This is a genomic window from Paenibacillus sp. BIHB 4019 (genome assembly GCF_002741035.1).
Taxonomy (GTDB): domain Bacteria; phylum Bacillota; class Bacilli; order Paenibacillales; family Paenibacillaceae; genus Pristimantibacillus.
In genome coordinates this window covers 2,635,411-2,656,167 of sequence record NZ_CP016808.1, presented here as the reverse complement: position 1 = coordinate 2,656,167, position 20,757 = coordinate 2,635,411, and the positions used below count along the sequence as shown (strand labels likewise).

The 20,757-nt window shown below is 44.1% G+C and carries 16 protein-coding genes; all 16 read right to left on the bottom strand.

The features are described 5' to 3' along the window. Positions 1 to 65: 65 nt before the first annotated feature. Entirely contained in the window at positions 66 to 6,296 is a 6,231-nt protein-coding gene (locus BBD42_RS11275; RefSeq protein ID WP_099518243.1) for a beta strand repeat-containing protein, read from the bottom strand. A gap of 368 nt (positions 6,297 to 6,664) precedes the next feature. After that, a complete protein-coding gene (locus tag BBD42_RS11270) occupies positions 6,665 to 8,908 on the bottom strand; it encodes a motility associated factor glycosyltransferase family protein (protein WP_099518242.1) in 2,244 nt (747 codons plus the stop codon). Between the two features lie 108 nt (positions 8,909 to 9,016). Next, positions 9,017 to 9,343: a hypothetical protein gene (locus BBD42_RS11265; protein WP_099518241.1), complete on the bottom strand. Its 327-nt coding sequence runs from the start codon at positions 9,341 to 9,343 to the stop codon at positions 9,017 to 9,019. Next, entirely contained in the window at positions 9,343 to 9,741 is a 399-nt protein-coding gene (gene fliS / locus BBD42_RS11260) for a flagellar export chaperone FliS (protein ID WP_099518240.1), read from the bottom strand. The genes BBD42_RS11265 and fliS overlap by 1 nt, the downstream gene beginning before the upstream one ends. Before the next feature lie 13 nt (positions 9,742 to 9,754). Beyond that, positions 9,755 to 11,230: a flagellar filament capping protein FliD gene (fliD, locus tag BBD42_RS11255; RefSeq protein WP_099518239.1), complete on the bottom strand. Its 1,476-nt coding sequence runs from the start codon at positions 11,228 to 11,230 to the stop codon at positions 9,755 to 9,757. A gap of 23 nt (positions 11,231 to 11,253) precedes the next feature. Then, on the bottom strand, positions 11,254 to 11,631 hold the full coding sequence (locus BBD42_RS11250) for a flagellar protein FlaG (RefSeq protein ID WP_099518238.1): 378 nt from the start codon (positions 11,629 to 11,631) through the stop codon (positions 11,254 to 11,256). 171 nt (positions 11,632 to 11,802) lie between these two features. Then, positions 11,803 to 12,570 carry a flagellin N-terminal helical domain-containing protein gene (locus BBD42_RS11245; RefSeq protein ID WP_099518237.1) on the bottom strand — a complete coding sequence of 256 codons (768 nt, stop codon included), beginning with the start codon at positions 12,568 to 12,570 and terminating at the stop codon, positions 11,803 to 11,805. A gap of 119 nt (positions 12,571 to 12,689) precedes the next feature. Continuing rightward, positions 12,690 to 12,926, bottom strand: a complete 237-nt coding sequence (locus BBD42_RS11240; RefSeq protein ID WP_099518236.1) for a carbon storage regulator — start codon at positions 12,924 to 12,926, stop codon at positions 12,690 to 12,692. 1 nt (position 12,927) lies between these two features. Next, positions 12,928 to 13,371, bottom strand: a complete 444-nt coding sequence (fliW, locus tag BBD42_RS11235) for a flagellar assembly protein FliW (protein ID WP_099518235.1) — start codon at positions 13,369 to 13,371, stop codon at positions 12,928 to 12,930. 105 nt (positions 13,372 to 13,476) lie between these two features. Beyond that, positions 13,477 to 14,394, bottom strand: a complete 918-nt coding sequence (gene flgL / locus BBD42_RS11230) for a flagellar hook-associated protein FlgL (protein ID WP_099518234.1) — start codon at positions 14,392 to 14,394, stop codon at positions 13,477 to 13,479. Positions 14,395 to 14,430: 36 nt separating this feature from the next. Further along, on the bottom strand, positions 14,431 to 15,963 hold the full coding sequence (gene flgK / locus BBD42_RS11225; protein ID WP_099518233.1) for a flagellar hook-associated protein FlgK: 1,533 nt from the start codon (positions 15,961 to 15,963) through the stop codon (positions 14,431 to 14,433). Positions 15,964 to 15,978: 15 nt separating this feature from the next. Then, positions 15,979 to 16,476, bottom strand: coding sequence for a flagellar protein FlgN (locus BBD42_RS11220; RefSeq protein ID WP_099518232.1), 498 nt, complete (start codon positions 16,474 to 16,476; stop codon positions 15,979 to 15,981). 16 nt (positions 16,477 to 16,492) lie between these two features. After that, positions 16,493 to 16,780 carry a flagellar biosynthesis anti-sigma factor FlgM gene (gene flgM, locus BBD42_RS11215; protein WP_099521570.1) on the bottom strand — a complete coding sequence of 96 codons (288 nt, stop codon included), beginning with the start codon at positions 16,778 to 16,780 and terminating at the stop codon, positions 16,493 to 16,495. A gap of 109 nt (positions 16,781 to 16,889) precedes the next feature. Then, the gene (locus BBD42_RS11210; protein WP_099521569.1) at positions 16,890 to 17,309 is read right to left on the bottom strand and encodes a flagellar protein; all 420 of its coding nucleotides are present in this window, start codon (positions 17,307 to 17,309) and stop codon (positions 16,890 to 16,892) included. Positions 17,310 to 17,428: 119 nt separating this feature from the next. Further along, complete coding sequence (locus BBD42_RS11205; RefSeq protein ID WP_150131538.1) at positions 17,429 to 17,857, bottom strand: ComF family protein; 429 nt, start codon at positions 17,855 to 17,857, stop codon at positions 17,429 to 17,431. Positions 17,858 to 18,394: 537 nt separating this feature from the next. After that, a complete protein-coding gene (locus tag BBD42_RS11200; RefSeq protein WP_237163447.1) occupies positions 18,395 to 20,599 on the bottom strand; it encodes an ATP-dependent helicase ComFA in 2,205 nt (734 codons plus the stop codon). Positions 20,600 to 20,757: the final 158 nt, after the last annotated feature.

Genomic DNA, 20,757 nt, shown 5'->3' with positions numbered 1-20,757 from the left:
CTTTATAAACGTGAAAAAACACCTTCCATTTTCAGGAAGGTGTTTTTTCTTTAGCTTTTTATTACTTAAGCTTCTGCATCGTACGATTTTGTTGTTTTTTCACTTTCACGTTTACCAACGCTTGTTACCGTAATATCAACGGACCCCGATGCTGCTCCCAATTGTTTAATGGAAACAACTGCTTCTGATCCACCATTGATAACTGTGTAAGTTCCAATTACGGTCGTAGTACCTGCAGCATATACTTTTACAACATCTCCGCCCGTAAGTCCGCTTACCGCAATGGTATCATTGGTTCCTGTAGCATTGTTGGTAATGGTAATCTTACTTGCATCTGGAGCAGTTGTCACAGCTTCCGCATCATACGACTTTGTCGTTTTTGCGCTTTCGCGTTTGTCTTTGCTTGTGATAGTCACATCTACGCTGGAAGCATCCACGCCCAATTGAGCAATCGAGATAGTGGCTTCTGTTTTACCAGCTGCAATGGTAGCAGAACCGATAACCGTAGTCGTACCCGTTCTAAAGATTTTAACGATATCACCTGCAACGACATCTGTAACGGTAATCGTATCTGCTTTGCCAGCATTATTTACAATTGTAATTGCACTTTCTGCTGGAGCCGTTGTTACAGCTTCTGCTGCTACCGCCACTTCCTCGCGTTCACTTTCCTGTTTACCAGCTTCCGTTACAGTTACATATACTTTTGTCGCATCTACACCTAATTGACTGATAGAAACGATTCCTTCTGTTTTGCCAGTAGCTACCGTTGCAGAGCCTAAAAGTTTACCAGCTGTAGCAGCATCATATACTTTTACAACTGCACCAACTGCTGCAGGAACTGTAATCGTATCTGCTTTACCCACATTGTTCGCTACCGTAATATTTGCTGTTACAACTTTATCGGTCTTACCTTCTGCCGCTAGTGTGATTTCTTGGCGTTCGCTTTCCAGCTTACCGGTTTCTGTTGCACTCACATATACTTTAGTTTCAGCTGTGCCCACTTGAGCAATCGATACAACCGCTTCCGTTTTACCTGCTGCTACTGTTGCTGTGCCCAATACTTTGCCTGCTGTTTCCAAATCGTACACTTTTACGATCGTTCCAGCTGCTGCTTTTACCGTGAAGGTATCTGCGCTGCCTGCATTGTTCACTGCCGTTACATCAGCTACCAGTACTTTCGCTGTTTTCGCTTCTGCTGCTACGGTTACTTCCAGACGGTCGCTTTCTTGTTTGCCTGTTGCCGTTGCACTTACATACACTTTTGTTTCGGCTGCGCCGATTTGTGTGATGGATACAACTGCTTCTGTTTTACCTGCTGCTACCGTCGCTGTTCCAAGCACTTTGCCCGCTGTCTCCAAATCGTACACTTTTACGATCGTTCCAGCTGCAGCTGTGATCGTCAGCGTATCTGCTTTACCTACGTTGTTTACGGCTACTACTTCTGAGGCAGTTAGTTTGTCGGTTTTGCCTTCTGCAGCTACCGTTACTTCCAGACGGTCGCTTTCCAGCTTACCGGTTTCTGTTGCACTTACATACACTTTTGTTTCGGCTGTGCCAACTTGGGCAATGGATACGACCGCTTCCGTTTTACCTGCCGCTACCGTTGCTGTTCCAAGCACTTTGCCTGCTGTTTCCAAATCGTACACTTTTACAATCGTTCCAGCTGCTGCTTTTACTGTAATAGTATCTGCACTTCCAGCATTGTTCACTGCCGTTACATCTGCTGCTACCACTTTCGCTGTTTTCGCTTCTGCTGCTACGGTTACTTCCAGACGGTCGCTTTCTTGTTTGCCTGTTGCCGTTGCACTTACATACACTTTTGTTTCGGCTGCGCCGATTTGCGTGATGGATACAACTGCTTCTGTTTTACCTGCTGCTACTGTTGCTGTTCCTAGCACTTTGCCTGCTGTTTCCAAATCGTACACTTTTACGACTGTTCCAGCTGCGGCTGTGATCGTCAGTGTATCGGCTTTGCCTACGTTGTTCACCGCTACTACATCCGATGCCGTTAATTTGTCGGTTTTGCCTTCTGCATCTACCGTTACTTCCAGGCGGTCACTTTCCAGCTTGCCTGTTTCTGTTGCACTTACATACACTTTTGTTTCGGCTGTCCCGATTTGTGCAATCGATACGATCGCTTCCGTTTTACCTGCCGCTACCGTTGCTGTTCCAAGCACTTTGCCTGCTGTTTCCAAATCGTACACTTTTACAATCGTTCCAGCTGCTGCTTTTACTGTAATAGTATCTGCACTTCCAGCATTGTTCACTGCTGTTACATCTGCTGCTACCACTTTCGCTGTTTTCGCTTCTGCTGCTACCGTTACTTCCAGACGGTCGCTTTCTTGTTTGCCTGTTGCCGTTGCACTTACATAGACTTTTGTTTCGGCTGTACCGATTTGTGGAATCGATACAATCGCCTCCGTTTTACCTGCCGCTACTGTTGCTGTTGCCAGCACCTTGCCTGCTGTTTCCAAATCGTACACTTTTACGATCGTTCCAGCTGCTGCCGTTACGGTCACTGTATCGGCTTTACCTACGTTGTTCACCGCTACTACATCCGATGCCGTTAATTTGTCGGTTTTGCCTTCTGCATCTACGGTTACTTCCAGGCGGTCACTTTCCAGTTTGCCTGTTTCTGTTGCACTTACATACACTTTTGTTTCGGCTGCACCGATTTGTGCAATCGATACGATCGCTTCCGTTTTACCTGCCGCTACCGTCGCTGTTCCAAGCACTTTGCCTGCTGTTTCCAAATCGTATACTTTTACAATCGTTCCAGCTGCTGCTTTTACTGTAATAGTATCTGCACTTCCAGCATTGTTCACTGCTGTTACATCTGCTGCTACCACTTTCGCTGTTTTCGCTTCTGCTGCTACCGTTACTTCCAAACGGTCGCTTTCTTGTTTGCCTGTTTCTGTTGCACTTACATAGACTTTTGTTTCGGCTGCGCCGATTTGCGTGATGGATACAACTGCTTCCGTTTTACCTGCCGCTACTGTTGCTGTTCCCAGCACTTTGCCTGCTGTTTCCAAATCGTACACTTTTACGATTGTTCCAGCTGCTGCTGTGATCGTCAGCGTATCGGCTTTGCCTACGTTGTTCACCGCTACTACATCCGATGCCGTTAATTTGTCGGTTTTGCCTTCTGCATCTACCGTTACTTCCAGACGGTCGCTTTCTTGTTTGCCTGTTGCCGTTGCACTTACATAGACTTTTGTTTCGGCTGTACCGATTTGTGGAATCGATACAATCGCCTCCGTTTTACCTGCCGCTACTGTTGCTGTTGCCAGCACCTTGCCTGCTGTTTCCAAATCGTACACTTTTACGATCGTTCCAGCTGCTGCCGTTACGGTCACTGTATCGGCTTTACCTACGTTGTTCACCGCTACTACATCCGATGCCGTTAATTTGTCGGTTTTGCCTTCTGCATCTACGGTTACTTCCAGGCGGTCACTTTCCAGTTTGCCTGTTTCTGTTGCACTTACATACACTTTTGTTTCGGCTGCACCGATTTGTGCAATCGATACGATCGCTTCCGTTTTACCTGCCGCTACCGTCGCTGTTCCAAGCACTTTGCCTGCTGTTTCCAAATCGTACACTTTTACGATCGTTCCAGCTGCGGCTTTTACTGTAATAGTATCTGCACTTCCAGCATTGTTCACTGCTGTTACATCTGCTGCTACCACTTTCGCTGTTTTCGCTTCTGCTGCTACCGTTACTTCCAAACGGTCGCTTTCTTGTTTGCCTGTTTCTGTTGCACTTACATAGACTTTTGTTTCGGCTGCGCCGATTTGCGTGATGGATACAACTGCTTCCGTTTTACCTGCCGCTACTGTTGCTGTTCCCAGCACTTTGCCTGCTGTTTCCAAATCGTACACTTTTACGATTGTTCCAGCTGCGGCTGTGATCGTCAGCGTATCGGCTTTGCCTACGTTGTTCACGGTTACTACATCCGATGCCGTTAATTTGTCAGTTTTGCCTTCTGCATCTACCGTTACTTCCAGACGGTCGCTTTCCAGCTTGCCTGCTTCTGTTGCACTTACATAGACTTTTGTTTCGGCTGTACCGATTTGTGGAATCGATACAATCGCTTCCGTTTTACCTGCCGCTACTGTTGCTGTTGCCAGCACCTTGCCTGCTGTTTCCAAATCGTACACTTTTACGATCGTTCCAGCTGCGGCTGTGATCGTCAGCGTATCGGCTTTGCCTACGTTGTTCACCGCTACTACATCCGATGCCGTTAATTTGTCGGTTTTGCCTTCTGCATCTACCGTTACTTCCAGGCGGTCACTTTCCAGTTTGCCTGTTTCTGTTGCACTTACATAGACTTTTGTTTCGGCTGCACCGATTTGTGCAATCGATACGATCGCTTCCGTTTTACCTGCCGCTACCGTCGCTGTTCCAAGCACTTTGCCCGCTGTTTCCAAATCGTACACTTTTACGATCGTTCCAGCTGCGGCTGTTACGGTCAACGTGTCCGCTTTGCCTGCATTGTTCACGGCCACTACATCCGATGCCGCTACTTTCGCTGTTTTCGCTTCTGCAGCTACCGTTACTTCCAGACGGTCGCTTTCTTGTTTGCCTGTTTCTGTTGCACTTACATACACTTTTGTTTCAGCTGCGCCGATTTGTGTGATGGATACAACTGCTTCTGTTTTACCTGCTGCTACTGTTGCTGTTCCTAGCACTTTGCCTGCTGTTTCCAAATCGTACACTTTTACGATCGTTCCAGCTGCGGCTGTGATCGTCAGCGTATCGGCTTTGCCTACGTTGTTCACCGCTACTACATCCGATGCCGTTAATTTGTCGGTTTTGCCTTCTGCATCTACCGTTACTTCCAGGCGGTCACTTTCCAGCTTGCCTGTTTCTGTTGCACTTACATACACTTTTGTTTCGGCTGTCCCGATTTGTGCAATCGATACGATCGCTTCCGTTTTACCTGCCGCTACCGTCGCTGTTCCAAGCACTTTGCCTGCTGTTTCCAAATCGTACACTTTTACGATCGTTCCAGCTGCGGCTGTTACGGTCAACGTGTCCGCTTTGCCTGCATTGTTCACGGCCACTACATCCGATGCCGCTACTTTCGCTGTTTTCGCTTCTGCTGCTACCGTTACTTCCAAACGGTCGCTTTCTTGTTTGCCTGTTTCTGTTGCACTTACATAGACTTTTGTTTCGGCTGCGCCGATTTGCGTGATGGATACAACTGCTTCCGTTTTACCTGCCGCTACTGTTGCTGTTCCTAGCACTTTGCCTGCTGTTTCCAAATCGTACACTTTTACGATCGTTCCAGCTGCGGCTGTGATCGTCAGCGTATCGGCTTTGCCTACGTTGTTCACCGCTACTACATCCGATGCCGTTAATTTGTCGGTTTTGCCTTCTGCATCTACTGTTACTTCCAGGCGGTCACTTTCCAGCTTGCCTGTTTCTGTTGCACTTACATACACTTTTGTTTCGGCTGTCCCGATTTGTGCAATCGATACGATCGCTTCCGTTTTACCTGCCGCTACCGTCGCTGTTCCAAGCACTTTGCCTGCTGTTTCCAAATCGTACACTTTTACGATCGTTCCAGCTGCGGCTGTTACGGTCAACGTGTCCGCTTTGCCTGCATTGTTCACGGCCACTACATCCGATGCCGCTACTTTCGCTGTTTTCGCTTCCGCTGCTACCGTTACTTCCAGACGGTCACTTTCCTGTTTACCTGTTTCTGTTGCGGTTACATACACTTTTGTTTCTGCTACGCCGATTTGTGCAATCGATACAACTGCTTCGGTTTTACCCGCCGCTACTGTTGCTGTTCCCAATACTTTACCTGCTGTTTCCGAATCATACACCTTAATAATGGTTCCAACTGCAGCTTTTACAGTCAAAGTATCTGCTTTGCCCACGTTATTCACCGATGCTACATCTGCTGCATCTGCTTTATCTGTTTTTGCTTCCGCTTCTACAGTGAACTCACTTGCTGTACTTTCTGCAACTACAGATATGTAGACTTTTCCTCCAGCTACATCAAAGTTAGCAATCGTTACTGTTACCTCTGTTTGTCCAGCCGGAACTTTAGCTGTGCCAATTAATTTACCACCAGTTGCTTTATCATAAACATTTACAGTAGAACCAGCTGTAAGACCAGTAACCTTTACTGTATCTGCTTTACCAACATTATTCGTTATCGTAACATTGTCTGTATCCCATGAAGTAGTAACAGGAGCTGCAAATACGCTAGAAATAGGACCAAACGTTAATACAGAGCTCAGTAACACTGTAGCAATAGCCAGTTGTTCTTTTTTTCTCAATATCATTTAAAAAATCCTCCCCAGTATGCTGCTTAAGTAAAGTGCGATAAAACAGGCGATCTAATTACGATTTGATTCCGTTAATAATATGAAAAATCAATCGTTATTAACTTGTCACCTAGGCCTCACCGCCCCTTTCAAATAAAGTCATTTCATTTTTTAAAAAATAGGATATCTATCTCAGCTAAAATAGGTGAAAATGCCTAGAAAAACTGTCCCCATAGTGTTTATTGTCTACTTTTAAACAGTTTCAACTTATTGGCATAATCTACTTACTTGTTATATCGGATTTTTTTTTAAGGACTTTAGATGTATATCTAAATATTTTCTGTAAATTGTCGAATTACTTTTTTAAACATTCCATTTCCATAAAATTAAATATTTGTCCCGGCTTCAACTCTTTTAACTGTTTCATCTACCAGTTCTTTCATTCTAGGTATTTCGTCCAATAGTTTAACAACTAACGGCTTCATAATTTCCTGTGCCAGCTTTGCTTTTTTGATCATATTATTTTCTTCAGCTAGCTCCGGAAGATCTCGCTCAAACTCACTTAATGCGTTGCGGAAAAGCATAAAACAAAATACTTGGAACGGCTGACTATTAATTGCCACTTTCCAATCAGACTCAATTGTTTTAATTAACGTAAAACATTTCTGAGGATTTTTCCTGCTTAGCTCCGGTAGCTTTTCAATATTTTTATTAATTGCTTTTAATCCTTCTTCATACGATTTCAACTCCTCAGGCATACGGAATACCCGGTTTTTGATCATTTGAAGACGTTCGTTCTTATAATGACTTGCTTCCTTTATTTCCTTAATAAAAAAGTTTTCATCGGTTTTTTTATGACTAAGACGCCTAACTACCTGCTCCATAGGTTCGGCCGTCGTATATTTGATCTTTGCTCCCATAGCTGTAGTGTTAATAAACTGAACATCTGGATAACCCTCCAGCACACTTTCTATATCAGCTAATGTCAACTTCATCAAGTTGCTTGTTCGATTCATTGTACCGTTTACATTTTCAACAACGAGCGTTGCAGCTTCTATTTGCTGCTCCAATTTCTCATCTTTAAAATGCTTAGCTCCAGGGGCATAAACTCTATCATTAGGATAAGATAAATCCTGACCCGTAAATATAATTTCTTTGCAGCCCATGTATATAGCAGCCTGAATAGCTGTTCCTGTTACGGAATGATTGGAATTAAAGAGCGGATCCTGTCCAGGCAGATCCATTATTTTTTTAGATGCTACATCATTATAGAAATGCATATGGAATAAATAGTTCCATTTCTTATCTATAATCTTATATTTGATCATAGGTGTATAAAGCAATGGTATATGGCTGAGCTCTAGATCTCTAAATACGTTATAGTTCGCATCGGTACCGTCCATAGAAATGATTAAATGCGGCGTTACTCCGAAGTGAAGTAAGGACTGAATGGTTGAGCCAGCCGCAATGATATAAGCATGATCCTTTAATTGGGATAAATGCTTGATATCAGCTTCCAATGAAGGGCCAGCCCCCACAATAACAGCACTGAAACCTTCTAGCTTGCTTTTCATGTTCGTTATAGGAGGAGTACTCAACGTCGTGGATAAATTATATAGGGAATTTTCTAGCCATTCCCTACCAAACTTTTCATAGAGTCGGTATGAGCTGTCGTAATTCATAATAGCGATAATCGCATCATTGCAAAATTGCGCCACTTTATCTCCCATTAGGTTCTGATAAATAGGCAGACTCAGTATTTCAGGCTCACCCTTCATGTAGCGTAAAAACTTATAAAACAATTTAGCTTGCTGGCTTGCATTCCCACCAACTACAAAATCCTTAATTTGTGGACGATCTAAAAGTTTTTTCAATTCCACGCTTTTCATTGCCGCTAAAAAAATCTGCTCGTCTGGTTCATAAAGATAAACATTATGATCCGGATAGGCATCCAAATACGCTGAAATGTGATAGCCAAAGCCTACACCATAAATGATAATATTATCTTTACCCTTCACTTTTTCTGCTAAATGCTGCACCCAGCGATCCGCTTCATCGTGAGGGTTATATGTACTATATAAATAAATAGGAGCCTTTTCCGTCATTGTGACATATAGATTGGGCTCTCCATTTTTGGCATTCATCGTTTGATAAACATCATTATCTGTATCTATTTTTATAATTTGATCATATAGTTTAGGAAGCTTGGCTTTTATATATCCGATATTAGCCCCAAATTTCTGCTCTTCGATTGTCCGCGAACCACTAATAGTAATTTCCAACTGTTGGAATAGCGGATTTAATTCATAATGAATACAATCGCCGGCTTCTCTATACTGTTCTTCATCCATAAAATTGTTCATCGTTTGAAACTTGCTGCTAAATTCAGCAATAAACATCTTCAAATAAGGCCCAAGCACAGCAGATGGAGCCATTTCCAAATGAATAGAATTAAGTGTACGATAGAGGTCATCCATACCTTCAAGAACATCTGCAAACTTATCCCATGTCTCTTGTTCCATTGATTGATAGAGTCTATCTGCAACGAATTGGCAAGCGTTAATTAATTCAGGTAAAAATGGACGGATATTATCTAATACATCTTCTACTGAAATTTGTTGCTGTTCCATTTGCCGGTCTCCTAACTGTGCAAATCCATCATTATTGTCTTAAAAAGAAACATAAACCGTCAGCCCAAAACTCTGTCTGACGGTTTATAAAAATTTGTTGCGAGCGAACTATTCTCTTCTATCGATAAAATAGCTTTCTGACGCATATGCTTGTTCATAGACTTGTTTTTGAAGGCGATTATTATTTAACTTGTTCAATCCTTGTGATGCTTCATCTTTTAATAATTGCATCTTCGCCAGTAAAACCTCATCAAACCCACCGATGTCTCGCAGCAATTGCTTTTGCTCTTCCGAAACTATAAGCCCCGTTTCCAGCTGGTTTATAACATTTTCACGGAGCTCAATTAACGCGAGTAAATCATCACTTTCTGCATGATCCAATTGTTCAACTACCTGTTTGGTTTTTACATATAGTTCAAAAATTATATCTTCCATTACATAGGACCAGCTGCGGTTTGTGTTTGGCCTGCCGAAGCTTTCATTGCCTGCTTCCAAGTATCTCGAAATTCTTGTAAATAACCTAATGCTTCTTGTGCAAATGCATCATTTTTCTTCAAATTAGCTTCAATTAGAAGATGCAAAAGATATTCATAAATTTGAGATAAATTTTTCGAGACTTCAAAGTCGTAATTAAGGGAAGCCAACAGTTCATTAATGACGGCCTGTGCTTTTTTCAAATTCGTATTGGCCATTTCATAATTTTGTTTTTTGATCCCTTCAATTCCGCCCTTGGTAAAGCGAATAGCCCCTTCATATAGCATAATAATTAGCTGGCCAGGAGTCGCTGTTTGAACAGAAGATTGCTGATACACTTGATATGGTGAGTTTAACAAAGGTTTCACTCCTTTAATTACTAAAGCTTGTTAGCGCAGATGACTGCGAATTAAATTTGTTAATTGCCGTTTCCATTGCAGAAAACTGTTTATAATATTGATTTTCAATGGCAGTTAATCTTGCTGTCATTCGGCTTTCTTGTTCTTTCATCGTTCTTAATTGGCTGTTAATCAAAGAATTTTCAGCAAAGGCGGAATTAATATCTGAGCTTATTAGTGAGGTACCTGCCTTTTCTCTTAATCCGCTTAATGTTTTTGTTGTTGTAGCTGTCATTTTTGCGAAAACCCCTGATGTGCTGCTTCCAGGTGATGTATCCGTCCCTTTAGCCGTGAACAAACTAATGACGCTGTCGGCATCCGTTTCAAGCGCCGTTCTAAGCTTTGTTTCATCCAATATTAGCTTTCCTTTATCAGAATAACTCCCCGTCGTAATTCCAATCGAAAGTCGATTTCCATCTTGATCTGCAATACCCGAAATTAACGAGGTAGCTGCAATCCTCAAATCAGATACCATGCCGCTAAGAATGCTGTCATTTTTCAGACTTCCGCTTCTTGCCTTGGATTCCCACAAATCAACTTCTTTATCAGACATCTCTTTCTTCTCGTCATCGGTTAACGGCTTGAAAGTTCGATACTTCTCTTCAGATAATTCGGTATTTATTGAACCAATTAAACTATTATATTCTGTGATAAAAGACTTAATAGTATCAATAATTTTAGTCGTATCTTTTACAACATTCAGCGTCGTTGTGCTCCCTGATTGACTAGCGGCCTTTACCGTAAAGTCGACGCCATTTATATTAAAACGATTTCCTGCCTGCTCATAGGTCAAGCCGTTTACTGTAATCTCAGCATTAACGCCCTCTTGGCTGCTGGTAGGTACTCGCCCTGTAAAAACATCATCCTGAAGAGATAGCTGCCCTATACCAGTCTGGCTCGCAGATATAGAAAGCCTTCCTGTGTTCGCATCATAAAGTGCTGTAGCTTTTACATTGCTCGAATTCGCATTAATAGCTTGAGCTAGATCGCTTAGCTTAGCATCCTTGGATACTGTAATATTTTTCCCATTAATTCTCACATCAACCGTATCAGCGCCAGGTGCACTTAGCTCAAAACCCAGATCTTCTAAAGATTGAGCACGTTCGGTTGTATTAAAGGTATACACACTATTCGAGGCTGTTGCAACCTGATTTACTTGCACATTTAGTGTACCAGCTGCAGTACTGCTAGTAGCATTAAGTGTTAAGGCGTTTGTATCCCCGCCAACCTCTGACGTTTTCGCACTGATTGCGCTGGATAAATTAAAAGAAGTCAGCTTATTGTAACGAAAATCTGCAATTTTCGTACTCATCGAACGATAATCTTCCTGCTTCCATTCCAGTTGAGTCCGTTTTTTTACCATATTGTCATAAGTCGTTCTCCGAGCTTTCATGAGCTCCTTGACCATGTCATCTACTTGTAGGCCAGAAGCTAGTCCTGCCATACGCATATGCTAAAACCTCCTACTAAATTCTAGATTTTTTCGTCAATGACAATTCCATTTTGCTCAATAAGCTTCGCTGCCATGTCTAGAAGCTTTTCTTCTGGAATTTCCTTAATAAGCTCTCCCGTTTCCTTGTTTCTAATTTTGTACATGATATGGTTGGTTCCTTCATGTACTGATCTTTCGACCATGGTGACGGGACCCTTCATCGATTCAATAACACGTTCGATATTTTTCGAATAGGTTTCCTGCTGAACTTGAGCAGCTGCAATGCCAGCTTCATTCCCCGCTATATTATCATTGCTTTTGGAAGCTTCCGGAGTTACGGTTACTTCCTTAACCGACTCGCTGCCTGCTGCCTTCTCAGATGTATAACCCGTCGTGGTATTCACTGATGAGATATTCATCGTCAATTTCCCCACCTCAATTTAGAGTGCTTTCTATAGTTTAATATCGGAAAAAGTTCGTGTCTTTGTTAGCTGATATTATTCTTGCTGAAAATATTTATTTAAATTTATACAAATCTATAGAAAAAAGAGGCCTTAGAATATCTAAGGCCTCTCCTTTCAAGTAAATGATTATTGCAGCAAGGACAATACGCCTTGTGGCTGCGAGTTTGCTTGAGCAAGCATCGATTGGGAAGCTTGAAGAAGAATGTTGTTCTTCGTAAGCTTAACCATTTCACTAGCCATATCGGTATCACGGATACGCGACTCGGAAGCAGTGATGTTCTCAACTACAGTACCCAAGTTGTTCGAAGTGTACTCCAAACGGTTTTGAACAGCACCCAATTTAGCGCGCTCAGTGGAAACAGCTGTGATAGCTGTTTCTACAGTGCCCAGATCGCTAGCACTAGTCAATGCATTGAATGCAGAAGTATCGATCGAGCCAATATCAATTGTTTGCGAAGCATCATCGGATTGAATAGTTGCACCGCTAGTGATGTTGATACCGTTGAATTTAGTATCGGACATGATTTTAGTGATTTGCGAACCCAGTTGATCAAGCTCAACGTTGATGTTGGATTTGTCGCCAGAGCTGTATGTACCGTTCAGCTTCTGTACGTTCAATTCTTTCATACGAGTAAGCATTGCACTTACTTCGTTCATTGCGCCCTCAGCTGTTTGTACGAAAGATACGCCGTCTTGAACGTTCTTTTGAGCTTGCTCAAGACCACGGATTTGACCACGCATTTTTTCGGATACTGCAAGACCAGCAGCATCGTCAGCCGCACGGTTGATACGAAGACCAGAAGATAGTTTCTCCATGCTCTTACCTGCAGCAGCAGTGTTCAAAGTCATGTTACGGTGAGTGTTCAAAGCTGTAATGTTGTGATTAATACGCATTGTTGTTTCCTCCCTGAAATGGTTATTAGTCCCACATCCTTGTGGTTAGCTGATCAAGCAGGTTGCTTGCTCGCTATATACTATTTATCGGCATATTTAACCAAGAGTTTATAGCTAATTTAACTTTTTTTGATTTTTTTAAATTGATGCTTCAGATCACTAGCTGAGATCGTTGATTGTTCCGCTGTGAGATTCATACTTTCCACAGAAACATACAATTCTTTGCGAAGTATGCCTACTTCAGCAGGCGCTTTAATACCTAGTTTAATCGTATCGCCAACGATCTCCAGTACACTAAGCTCAATATTATTGCCAATGAGAATGGACTCTCCTTTTTTGCGGCCTAAAACAAGCATACTATTCGCCTCCTGTCGGCATACCTTCCGCAAACAGCGGATACTGAATGGAATAATGTTCATTGGACAATATGTATTGGACTGCATGGTTGCATTCAGTATTGATAATAATAGGAGCCGCTAAGTTAATCGTGGCTGAGGCCAAATCTTCGACTACTCTAACGATACTATAAATTTGAAGAGATTCTGCATTTTCTATTTTCAACTCATCTTTAATTTGCTCAGACAATTCAAATTCATACTCCTTTATGAAATCAAATGGCGACACAATAATGAAAGCTAGTGCCCCATCTTCCACGGACTGCAAAAATTGAAATGGGCTTTCTTCAATAGATACTATTGTATAACGTTGAAATTGCTTGAAGCCGGGTATGCCAGATATAAAAGTGATAACTTGCTCCGCTTCATATTCAAGTGATCCAAAACGAGTCGTTTCAATGATCATTTGTTCCACTCTCCAATCAATTTATTTAAAAACAAGAAGCTACGGCATCGTCACCGATTCCATAGCTTCCAAATTAATGTAACATTTTTTGTATACTTCGAACAATTAGCTAAGGAAGTCAACAAGCGATTTGCTGATTACCTTCGCTCCGACAGATAAAGAGGCTTGATAAATTGATTGAGCAGTTGTCGAGTCAATCAAAACCTGCTCCAAATCAGCATCCTCTACTTTTGACTGCATGTCTGTCAGACTCAACTTGAAGTCGGCAATCCGATTTTGCATAAGCTCTACACGGTTTACTTTTGCGCCGATTTCAGCCCTTGCATTAAGCAAGCGATCAGAGCTGATTTCAATATTACCTATCTCTGCTGAAACACCTGTATAATTCCCCGTAGACAATGATGTAATCAATCGATCCATGACCGAGAAAACGTTATTCCCCGTTCCAGCTGGGTCAGAGTCCCCAAATACAGTATTTCCTGTTAAGCTTATGCCTACAGTCACATTGGCACCAAGAGCGTATTGTACAGTTCCTGTATCTGTAGCAACCCCTTTAGCATCAAATCCAGCAGCCGATGCATCATAAGGGATCTGATTAAACATTTCCCCATTAAAAATATATTTTCCATTTATTTTACTATTTCCGATGTCAATAAGCTGTCCCTTTAATTCCTCAACTTCACTTTGGATAGCATCAAGTGCTTCTTGAGGGTTTGTTCCATTGGCAGCCTGCGTTGCAAGCTCTTTTACACGTTGGAGTATATCGCCTGCTTGATTAATGACAGTATCAGTAAGATCAAGCCAAGACAGTGCCTGGTTTGTGTTTTTCTCATATTGATCACTGGAACCAAGCTCCGTACGATAACGCAACGAATAAGTAATGCCCACTGGATCATCAGACGCCTTATGAAGCTTCATGCCTGTCGAGGACTGGTTCTGAATTTCCGCCATTTTATTCAAATTACGGCTTATATTACGTGTAAGCTGGGCATGCATCATACCTTGTGTAATACGAAGAGCCATTATATATAACCTCCCATTTTGGAGAAAATGATTAATCTAACGACCTACTACACCAGTATTATTAATGAGCTTATTAAGCATCTCATCAAATGTCGTCATAAAACGTGCAGCAGCACTATATGCATATTGATACTTAATCATATCGGACATTTCCTCATCCAAGGAAACACCGCTGATCGACATCCGGCTTCCATCTACTTGAGCCAGTTGTGCCTCAGCATTGGAGTTTTCACGGGCAGCAGATTGGCTTTTAACCCCTAATGCCCCGACAAGCGCACTGTAGAAGTCACCCAATGTGGCTTCCTTAATCCCACCACCAGTAGCTGTCTCGTCGAAAGAAAACTTGACCTCAGTCATTTGGGACATTAACAATGCTAGACTGTTATTACCTTTGACTACCGTCGATACACCAGCTCCATCTGTCGTAGTACGCATGGAAGAAGCAATAAGATTAGAATCTGAGGCAATATTGGTGTTAATCTCTATGCTCTCAGCAGTAAGTGTTGTAAAACCCGTCTTAATCGTAAACAAAGGTTGTCCAGAAGTTGCCGGATTACCAAGTGTATATCCAAGCTGATGCAGTCCATTGATACCATTGACCGTCATCACTTGGTCTGCTGTTGTAGGTACTGTTGTTCCCGGCAATACGGAGCCTTTAGGAATCGTAACATCGAACTTGCCGTTTACGATCGTATTAGCGAGTGTATTTAACTGCCCAACGAATTCTGCAACTGTATCCAAAGATACGAACATCCCGTGAACTTCTCCGCCAGTAAGCGTGCCATTATTATAGGACTGTTCCAGCGCAATTGCTGTCAGAGGCGTTGTATCCCCACCGGTAACAAGGTTTGTTCCCCCCATATTAATGGTGTACCCGTCCTCCGTATCCGTAACGGTTACATTGACGAGCTTGGACAACTTATCCGTTAGAAGATCACGCTGATCGCGAAGATCATTGGCATTGTCGCCGAGTGACTCAATTTTTTTTATTTGATCATTCAACGATGCAATAGAGCTCATCATTGAATTTGCTTGCTCCGTCGAAGTTTCAATCGTCATATTAATGTCTGCATCAAGATCAGAAAGTTGCTTGCTAAGCCCATTAAAAGTGTCGGTCAATGCTTGCGTCCGCTCTACAAGTATTTCCCGAGCTGTTACATTCTCCGGGTCTTTACTGAGATCTGACCATGCATTCCAAAAATCCGACAATACGGTACGAATACCTGTGTCTGACGGTTCGTTGACAAAGGATTCAAGCTTGCTCAATGTATCCATTTGGATAGATGTTGTACCCGCAATATCGGATTGGTCACGATACTGTGCGTCCAGAAAAGCATCACGGATACGTGTAATAGACGTATACTCGACACCTGTTCCGATTTGGCCCGGTGCTGTGGATTTGGTCATGCCGTAGGCTTCCATTGGACGAGTCGCCACCATGTTTACCTTTTGCCGCGTATATCCTTCCGTGTTGGCGTTTGCAATGTTATGACTGAGTGTAGTCAAAGCTACCTGCTGGGTAATCAAGCTTCGTTTCGACGTTTCTAATGAATGAAAAGTTGAGGTCATCTGCTTGCCTCCTTCTTAGGCTTTACTATCAAATAATCCATTGCGCTTGCTGCCTGGATACTGATTCATCGGATGCTGATAAACAAGATCCTCATTGGGGTCATCCATCATCAGGCTGATCGAGAAATCCAGAAAAGACAAGGATTGATTAATTAATTGCTGATTCAAAGCACTTGCTTCCTTAAGCTGAGCCAATACCTTGTTCAGCTGACTGTGCAGCTCCATCAACTGTGACTTAATTACAGGGTCAGTGACGGAGCGAATCAGCTCGGCTAAAATACCGCTGCGGATTCTAAACCCAATATCCTTAAAATAACGGGAAGTCAGCTGGGTACGCATGCGCTCAAGCTCTTCTGCTTTCGCAACAAGCAGCTTCTGCTTCTGGGTGTGCACATTTAATTGCAGAACATCATTCTGAATAATCATGTCCTTCTTGCTCTGTTCAATGGCCAAAAGTGAATGATACAGCTTCAATTGCTGCTGCAGGGTATCTGCAATTAGTTCAAGAGACATCTCCGTTCACCTATCCTCATTCACTTGGATTGTTGCCGAAATAAGGTAGCAGCTTCTCAGCCAGCTTGCCCGAATCAACATGATACGTTCCAGTTGCTATGGATTGTTTCAGGCTCTCAATATGCTTTGCGCGTTCGGGGCTGTTCATCTGACTCGTAGAGAGCATCTCCTTGGCAGCGGCTGAGATCTGCACCTCATCCTTCTTCTGCTTCTTATTGGCGTTGTTTACTGCCATTTCGTTCTTCTTCTGGTACTGGTTAAGAGAATGGATACGACCAGGTTCATTTATCTTCAATTTATTCACCTCATTTATTTGGACACATGCTAATAAGCCGATAACCTTTAACAGTATTATCGGCTTATTCCCCAAGAAATTTATAGTTATATCGACGATTGACAAATATTAATAAATTCTAACGATCCTTATAGCGGTCCAAACCTTTATAAATGTTCTGATTAGCCCTCTGTGCTTCCAGCTCCTCAGCCCTTCTGGCATCCTCATTGCGCATCTTTCCCGTATCGCTAATTAAACGCGCTCTACAGCTATCGCACATATTGTTATCCCGTATAAAAGTACCGCATACTTCGCACGGATAAGACATATTCGGGGCATTCATAATCGAAATCCGGCCTTCTCGCACAAACTTTGTAATTTGGCGGACCGATACTCCCGTTTCATTGGATAGATCATTTATATTCGTGCCTTTATTTTTACGCAAATAATCGGAGCAGAGCTCATACTCTCTATCTATTTCCTTAATGCAAGCCGGACAGACGTCACGAAAGTTCTTGGAGAACAGCTTGCCGCAGCGTGGACAATTATCTAAATTCATCATTATTTTCCGACCTCCCTGATCTACCTTTTGAAGATATGATTAGCTCTATTCTAGCTGAAACAAACAATAATTTCACTAGTAATCTTATTGAACTGGAAAAAAGTGATAGACTCCAATTAGGACCTCGCCCATGTTAGAGCGTAAATATCGATTCCGTCAGGACATGCTATTTGCAGCGCTTCCGAGCAAGCTTGAATGGTGCTTCCCGTTGTATAGATGTCATCTACAAGCAGCAGTCGCAATACATATTGCCTCTCTTTTCGCTGATTTGCTAGTAAAAACTGCTCCACAGCCCCGCGCTTGGCAGCAAAAAGGCTTTCCATATCCTGCATGCGCGCAGAACGGGTCTTGAAGCTTTGTTTGGCCGAATGACGCTTCCGTTCCAATAAATGCAAAAGAGGAATTTGAGTATGGCTGGATACGGTTGCCGCCAATCTCTCTGCCTGGTTAAATCCACGCTCTTCGGCGCGCTCTCTGCTAACAGGCACATAGGTAATCGCATGCCAAACGGAATATTTACGCGTATCAACATGTCCATGAGCCAAAGAATGACTACCACTCTTATAGCCACCGAGTCTGCCCGTTAATTCAAGTGTCATTCCAGCCAGAGGAGACAACAACATCTGTCCCATATAAGGCTGTAAAGCTTCATTTCCCCGATACTTATATCTGGCTAAAAGCTCTCGCATTTCCTTGTTGTACTGAACGGCGCTCCTATTATAAACAAAGGCTGTGCCACTTCGTCTTATGCAGTCTGGACAAGAAATGCCCCGCCCGCATATTCGGCATTGCACTTGTTGAATCCATGGGATGGATGAGAGACAAGCTCCGCAAATCTCTTTATAAAAGCTTGGGGACAACACGGCCGATTTCCCCGAATTCAATGAAATTTTATCGGAAGAAGACGGCTTTGCCGTTTTGCCGCATAGTGGACAAAGCCGAACAGTCGGGCCGAGGAGACTAAGGGCATCCCCTAAATATTTGCTCAGTTGACTTCCTAGCTGGGATAACGACAACCTATTCATTTTTCAACTCCTTCCCTTATTTACTTTCTTTTATGAGTAATTTTTTGAATCGGCCTCTTACTTAGCTGCATTTTGAAAATAGCCTTTGGCCCGTGCGATACGATTCATTTTCTTAATATGCTTGACGGCCTGCATTTGGGGCCGGGTACGCTCTTTTGCGCAAAAAACAACCCTTCCGTTGGGATCATCGCTGGATCTCCCTGCTCTTCCCGCCATTTGTACGAGCGAAGCTTCATCGAACAGCTGCCCATCGGCATCCAAAATAAACACGTCGCTCCTAGGGATTGTTACACCTCGTTCTAAAATCGTAGTCGTCACCAAAATGCGTATTTCTCCAGCTCGAAACATCTGAACCTTGTCCCCCCGCTCAGGATCTTGGGAGGAGGTGCCTGCTACTTGAGAAATATTAAGCTTCTGTCTCAATAGTGCTGCCATCCGCTCTACCTGGGAAATACGCTGAACAAAAACGAACAGCTGTGCGCCGCGGCTATAGGAACAAAGCATGGCCTCACGAAGCTGTCTGGGCAGCTGAAGCTTGTCCAGCATTTGCCCTACACTTAAGGTGTGAAGCAATACTGGAACAGGGAGCGGATGGCGGTGAAAACGTACGGGAACTCTCGCATGCACAAGCTTTCCGCTCCGTGCAAGCTGCTGCAGCTCTGCTGGAGGCGTAGCCGAGAGCAGAATTTTCACACCTTCAGGAGCGCAGCTTTTGTTGGCGGCGTAGTACAATTGGGGATTATTTTGATATGGAAAGGCGTCCAGCTCATCAATGATGACCAAATCAAATGCAAAATTGAATCTCAGCAATTGATGAGTCGTTGCCAGCGTAATGTCGCCTTGCTCCCATTTTTGCTCGCTGCCGCCGTATAATGTGACCACGCTAAAGTCCGGGAAAGCTTTTTTAATGCGCGGGCTCAGCTCCAGCACGACATCCCTGCGTGGTGTGGCTATCAGGGCTTTGCCACCTCGTAGTAGCGTGGACTCGACTATAGGAAACACCATCTCGGTTTTGCCAGCGCCGGTGACGGCCCAGAGCAGGAAGCTGTTTTGTGTGGCGGCGAGCGGGCCAATCCAACCAACGCGAGACGGCTGCTCTGTAAAATAAAGCGCGGCTGCCGCCGCCGCTGATTGGGCAGGGCTTAGCCCCCAGCGCGCGAGACGCTGCTGCGGGGGCGGCAGCTCGATGGAGGAGCGGCTGCTGCCAGCTCCTCCTCCTATGATAAGCAGCTCGCATTCGCGGCTGCGCCCCATTGTGAGGCATGCGGTGCAATACGCGCATGCCTCTCGCCCGCAGGCTGCACAGGGCGCCTTGTGCAGCTGCTCTTCTCCGCTGCCGCAGCGCAGGCAGCGGAGCGCGCGCTTGGCGCGCCGAGGCCAGCCGGCTTCGCGGCTGGCCTTCTTTGATACAGCGCTGCGCAGCTGTATCAAGCCCTGCAAGGACGCCAGCTGCAGCGCAGCGTCCTTGTCCATGGCAGGGACAGCTGCCGCAGGCGCTGTCCCATCAAGCAGTGCGTGCGCTTCGCCGCGCAGCAGCGCACGGCCTTGCAGCGCCGCTGCCGCCTGCTGCGCGGCGGCGGCAAGCGCCTCTGCAGGCGCGCGTTCCACTCCGCGCGCCTGCCCACTGCGCTCGCAGCTATCCGCAGCGAGCGCTATCTGCCCCCCTAAACCGGACAGGCTTTGCCCCGCCTGTCCGACTGGCATCATCCGCATTTGCTCCCCTGCAAGCCCCTCCTGTATATGCTCGACCTGTCCAGCTGCTCCGCTGCTTGCCTTACGGATAGCGGCAGCAAGCCTATCTGACACCTCCTGATCGCTCTCGTTCCCACAGCGTGAGGCGCTTCCAGCAATAGCTCCCGCCCCTTTGGAGTACTCTTTCTGTTTTCCCAGCGTTTTCTCTGGCGATTCTCCCAATTGTTCTCCTTTCCATCCACCGCCCTTACTCCCTATTCCTGTATCTTTAGTTGTTCTACCCCTCTTTTTCTTCAGGCACATATCCAGCCATTTTCTAAAGGAGTGTAACTTATTCATTCCGGCATTCTGATCTGCTCTCTGCTTAATTTGACTAATATACTGGTCATTTCTATTTTCATATTCGTTGAAGTGCTCAACAGCCTCCAGCGCAATACCAAGCGGAAGGCGGGTTTTCCATAAAAGCATCCTCTCAGCATGCTGCCAGAAGTCGATATCTACTTCGGGCGCAATCGTTACTTTGCAAGACCAGTTGCCGAATTGCCGTACAACATACATATAGGCTTTCATCCAGATATCCTCCTTTTCGATAGAAAACGCAAAAAAGCACCCTTCAACAACGCCTAAGCGTTATCAAAGATGTGCTTCATCCCGATTTTCTAAAAACTGTTCTGCTTGCTGAGTTCCACTTAAACAAATAGGAAAATAGCAAACAAACTGCTGCTGTT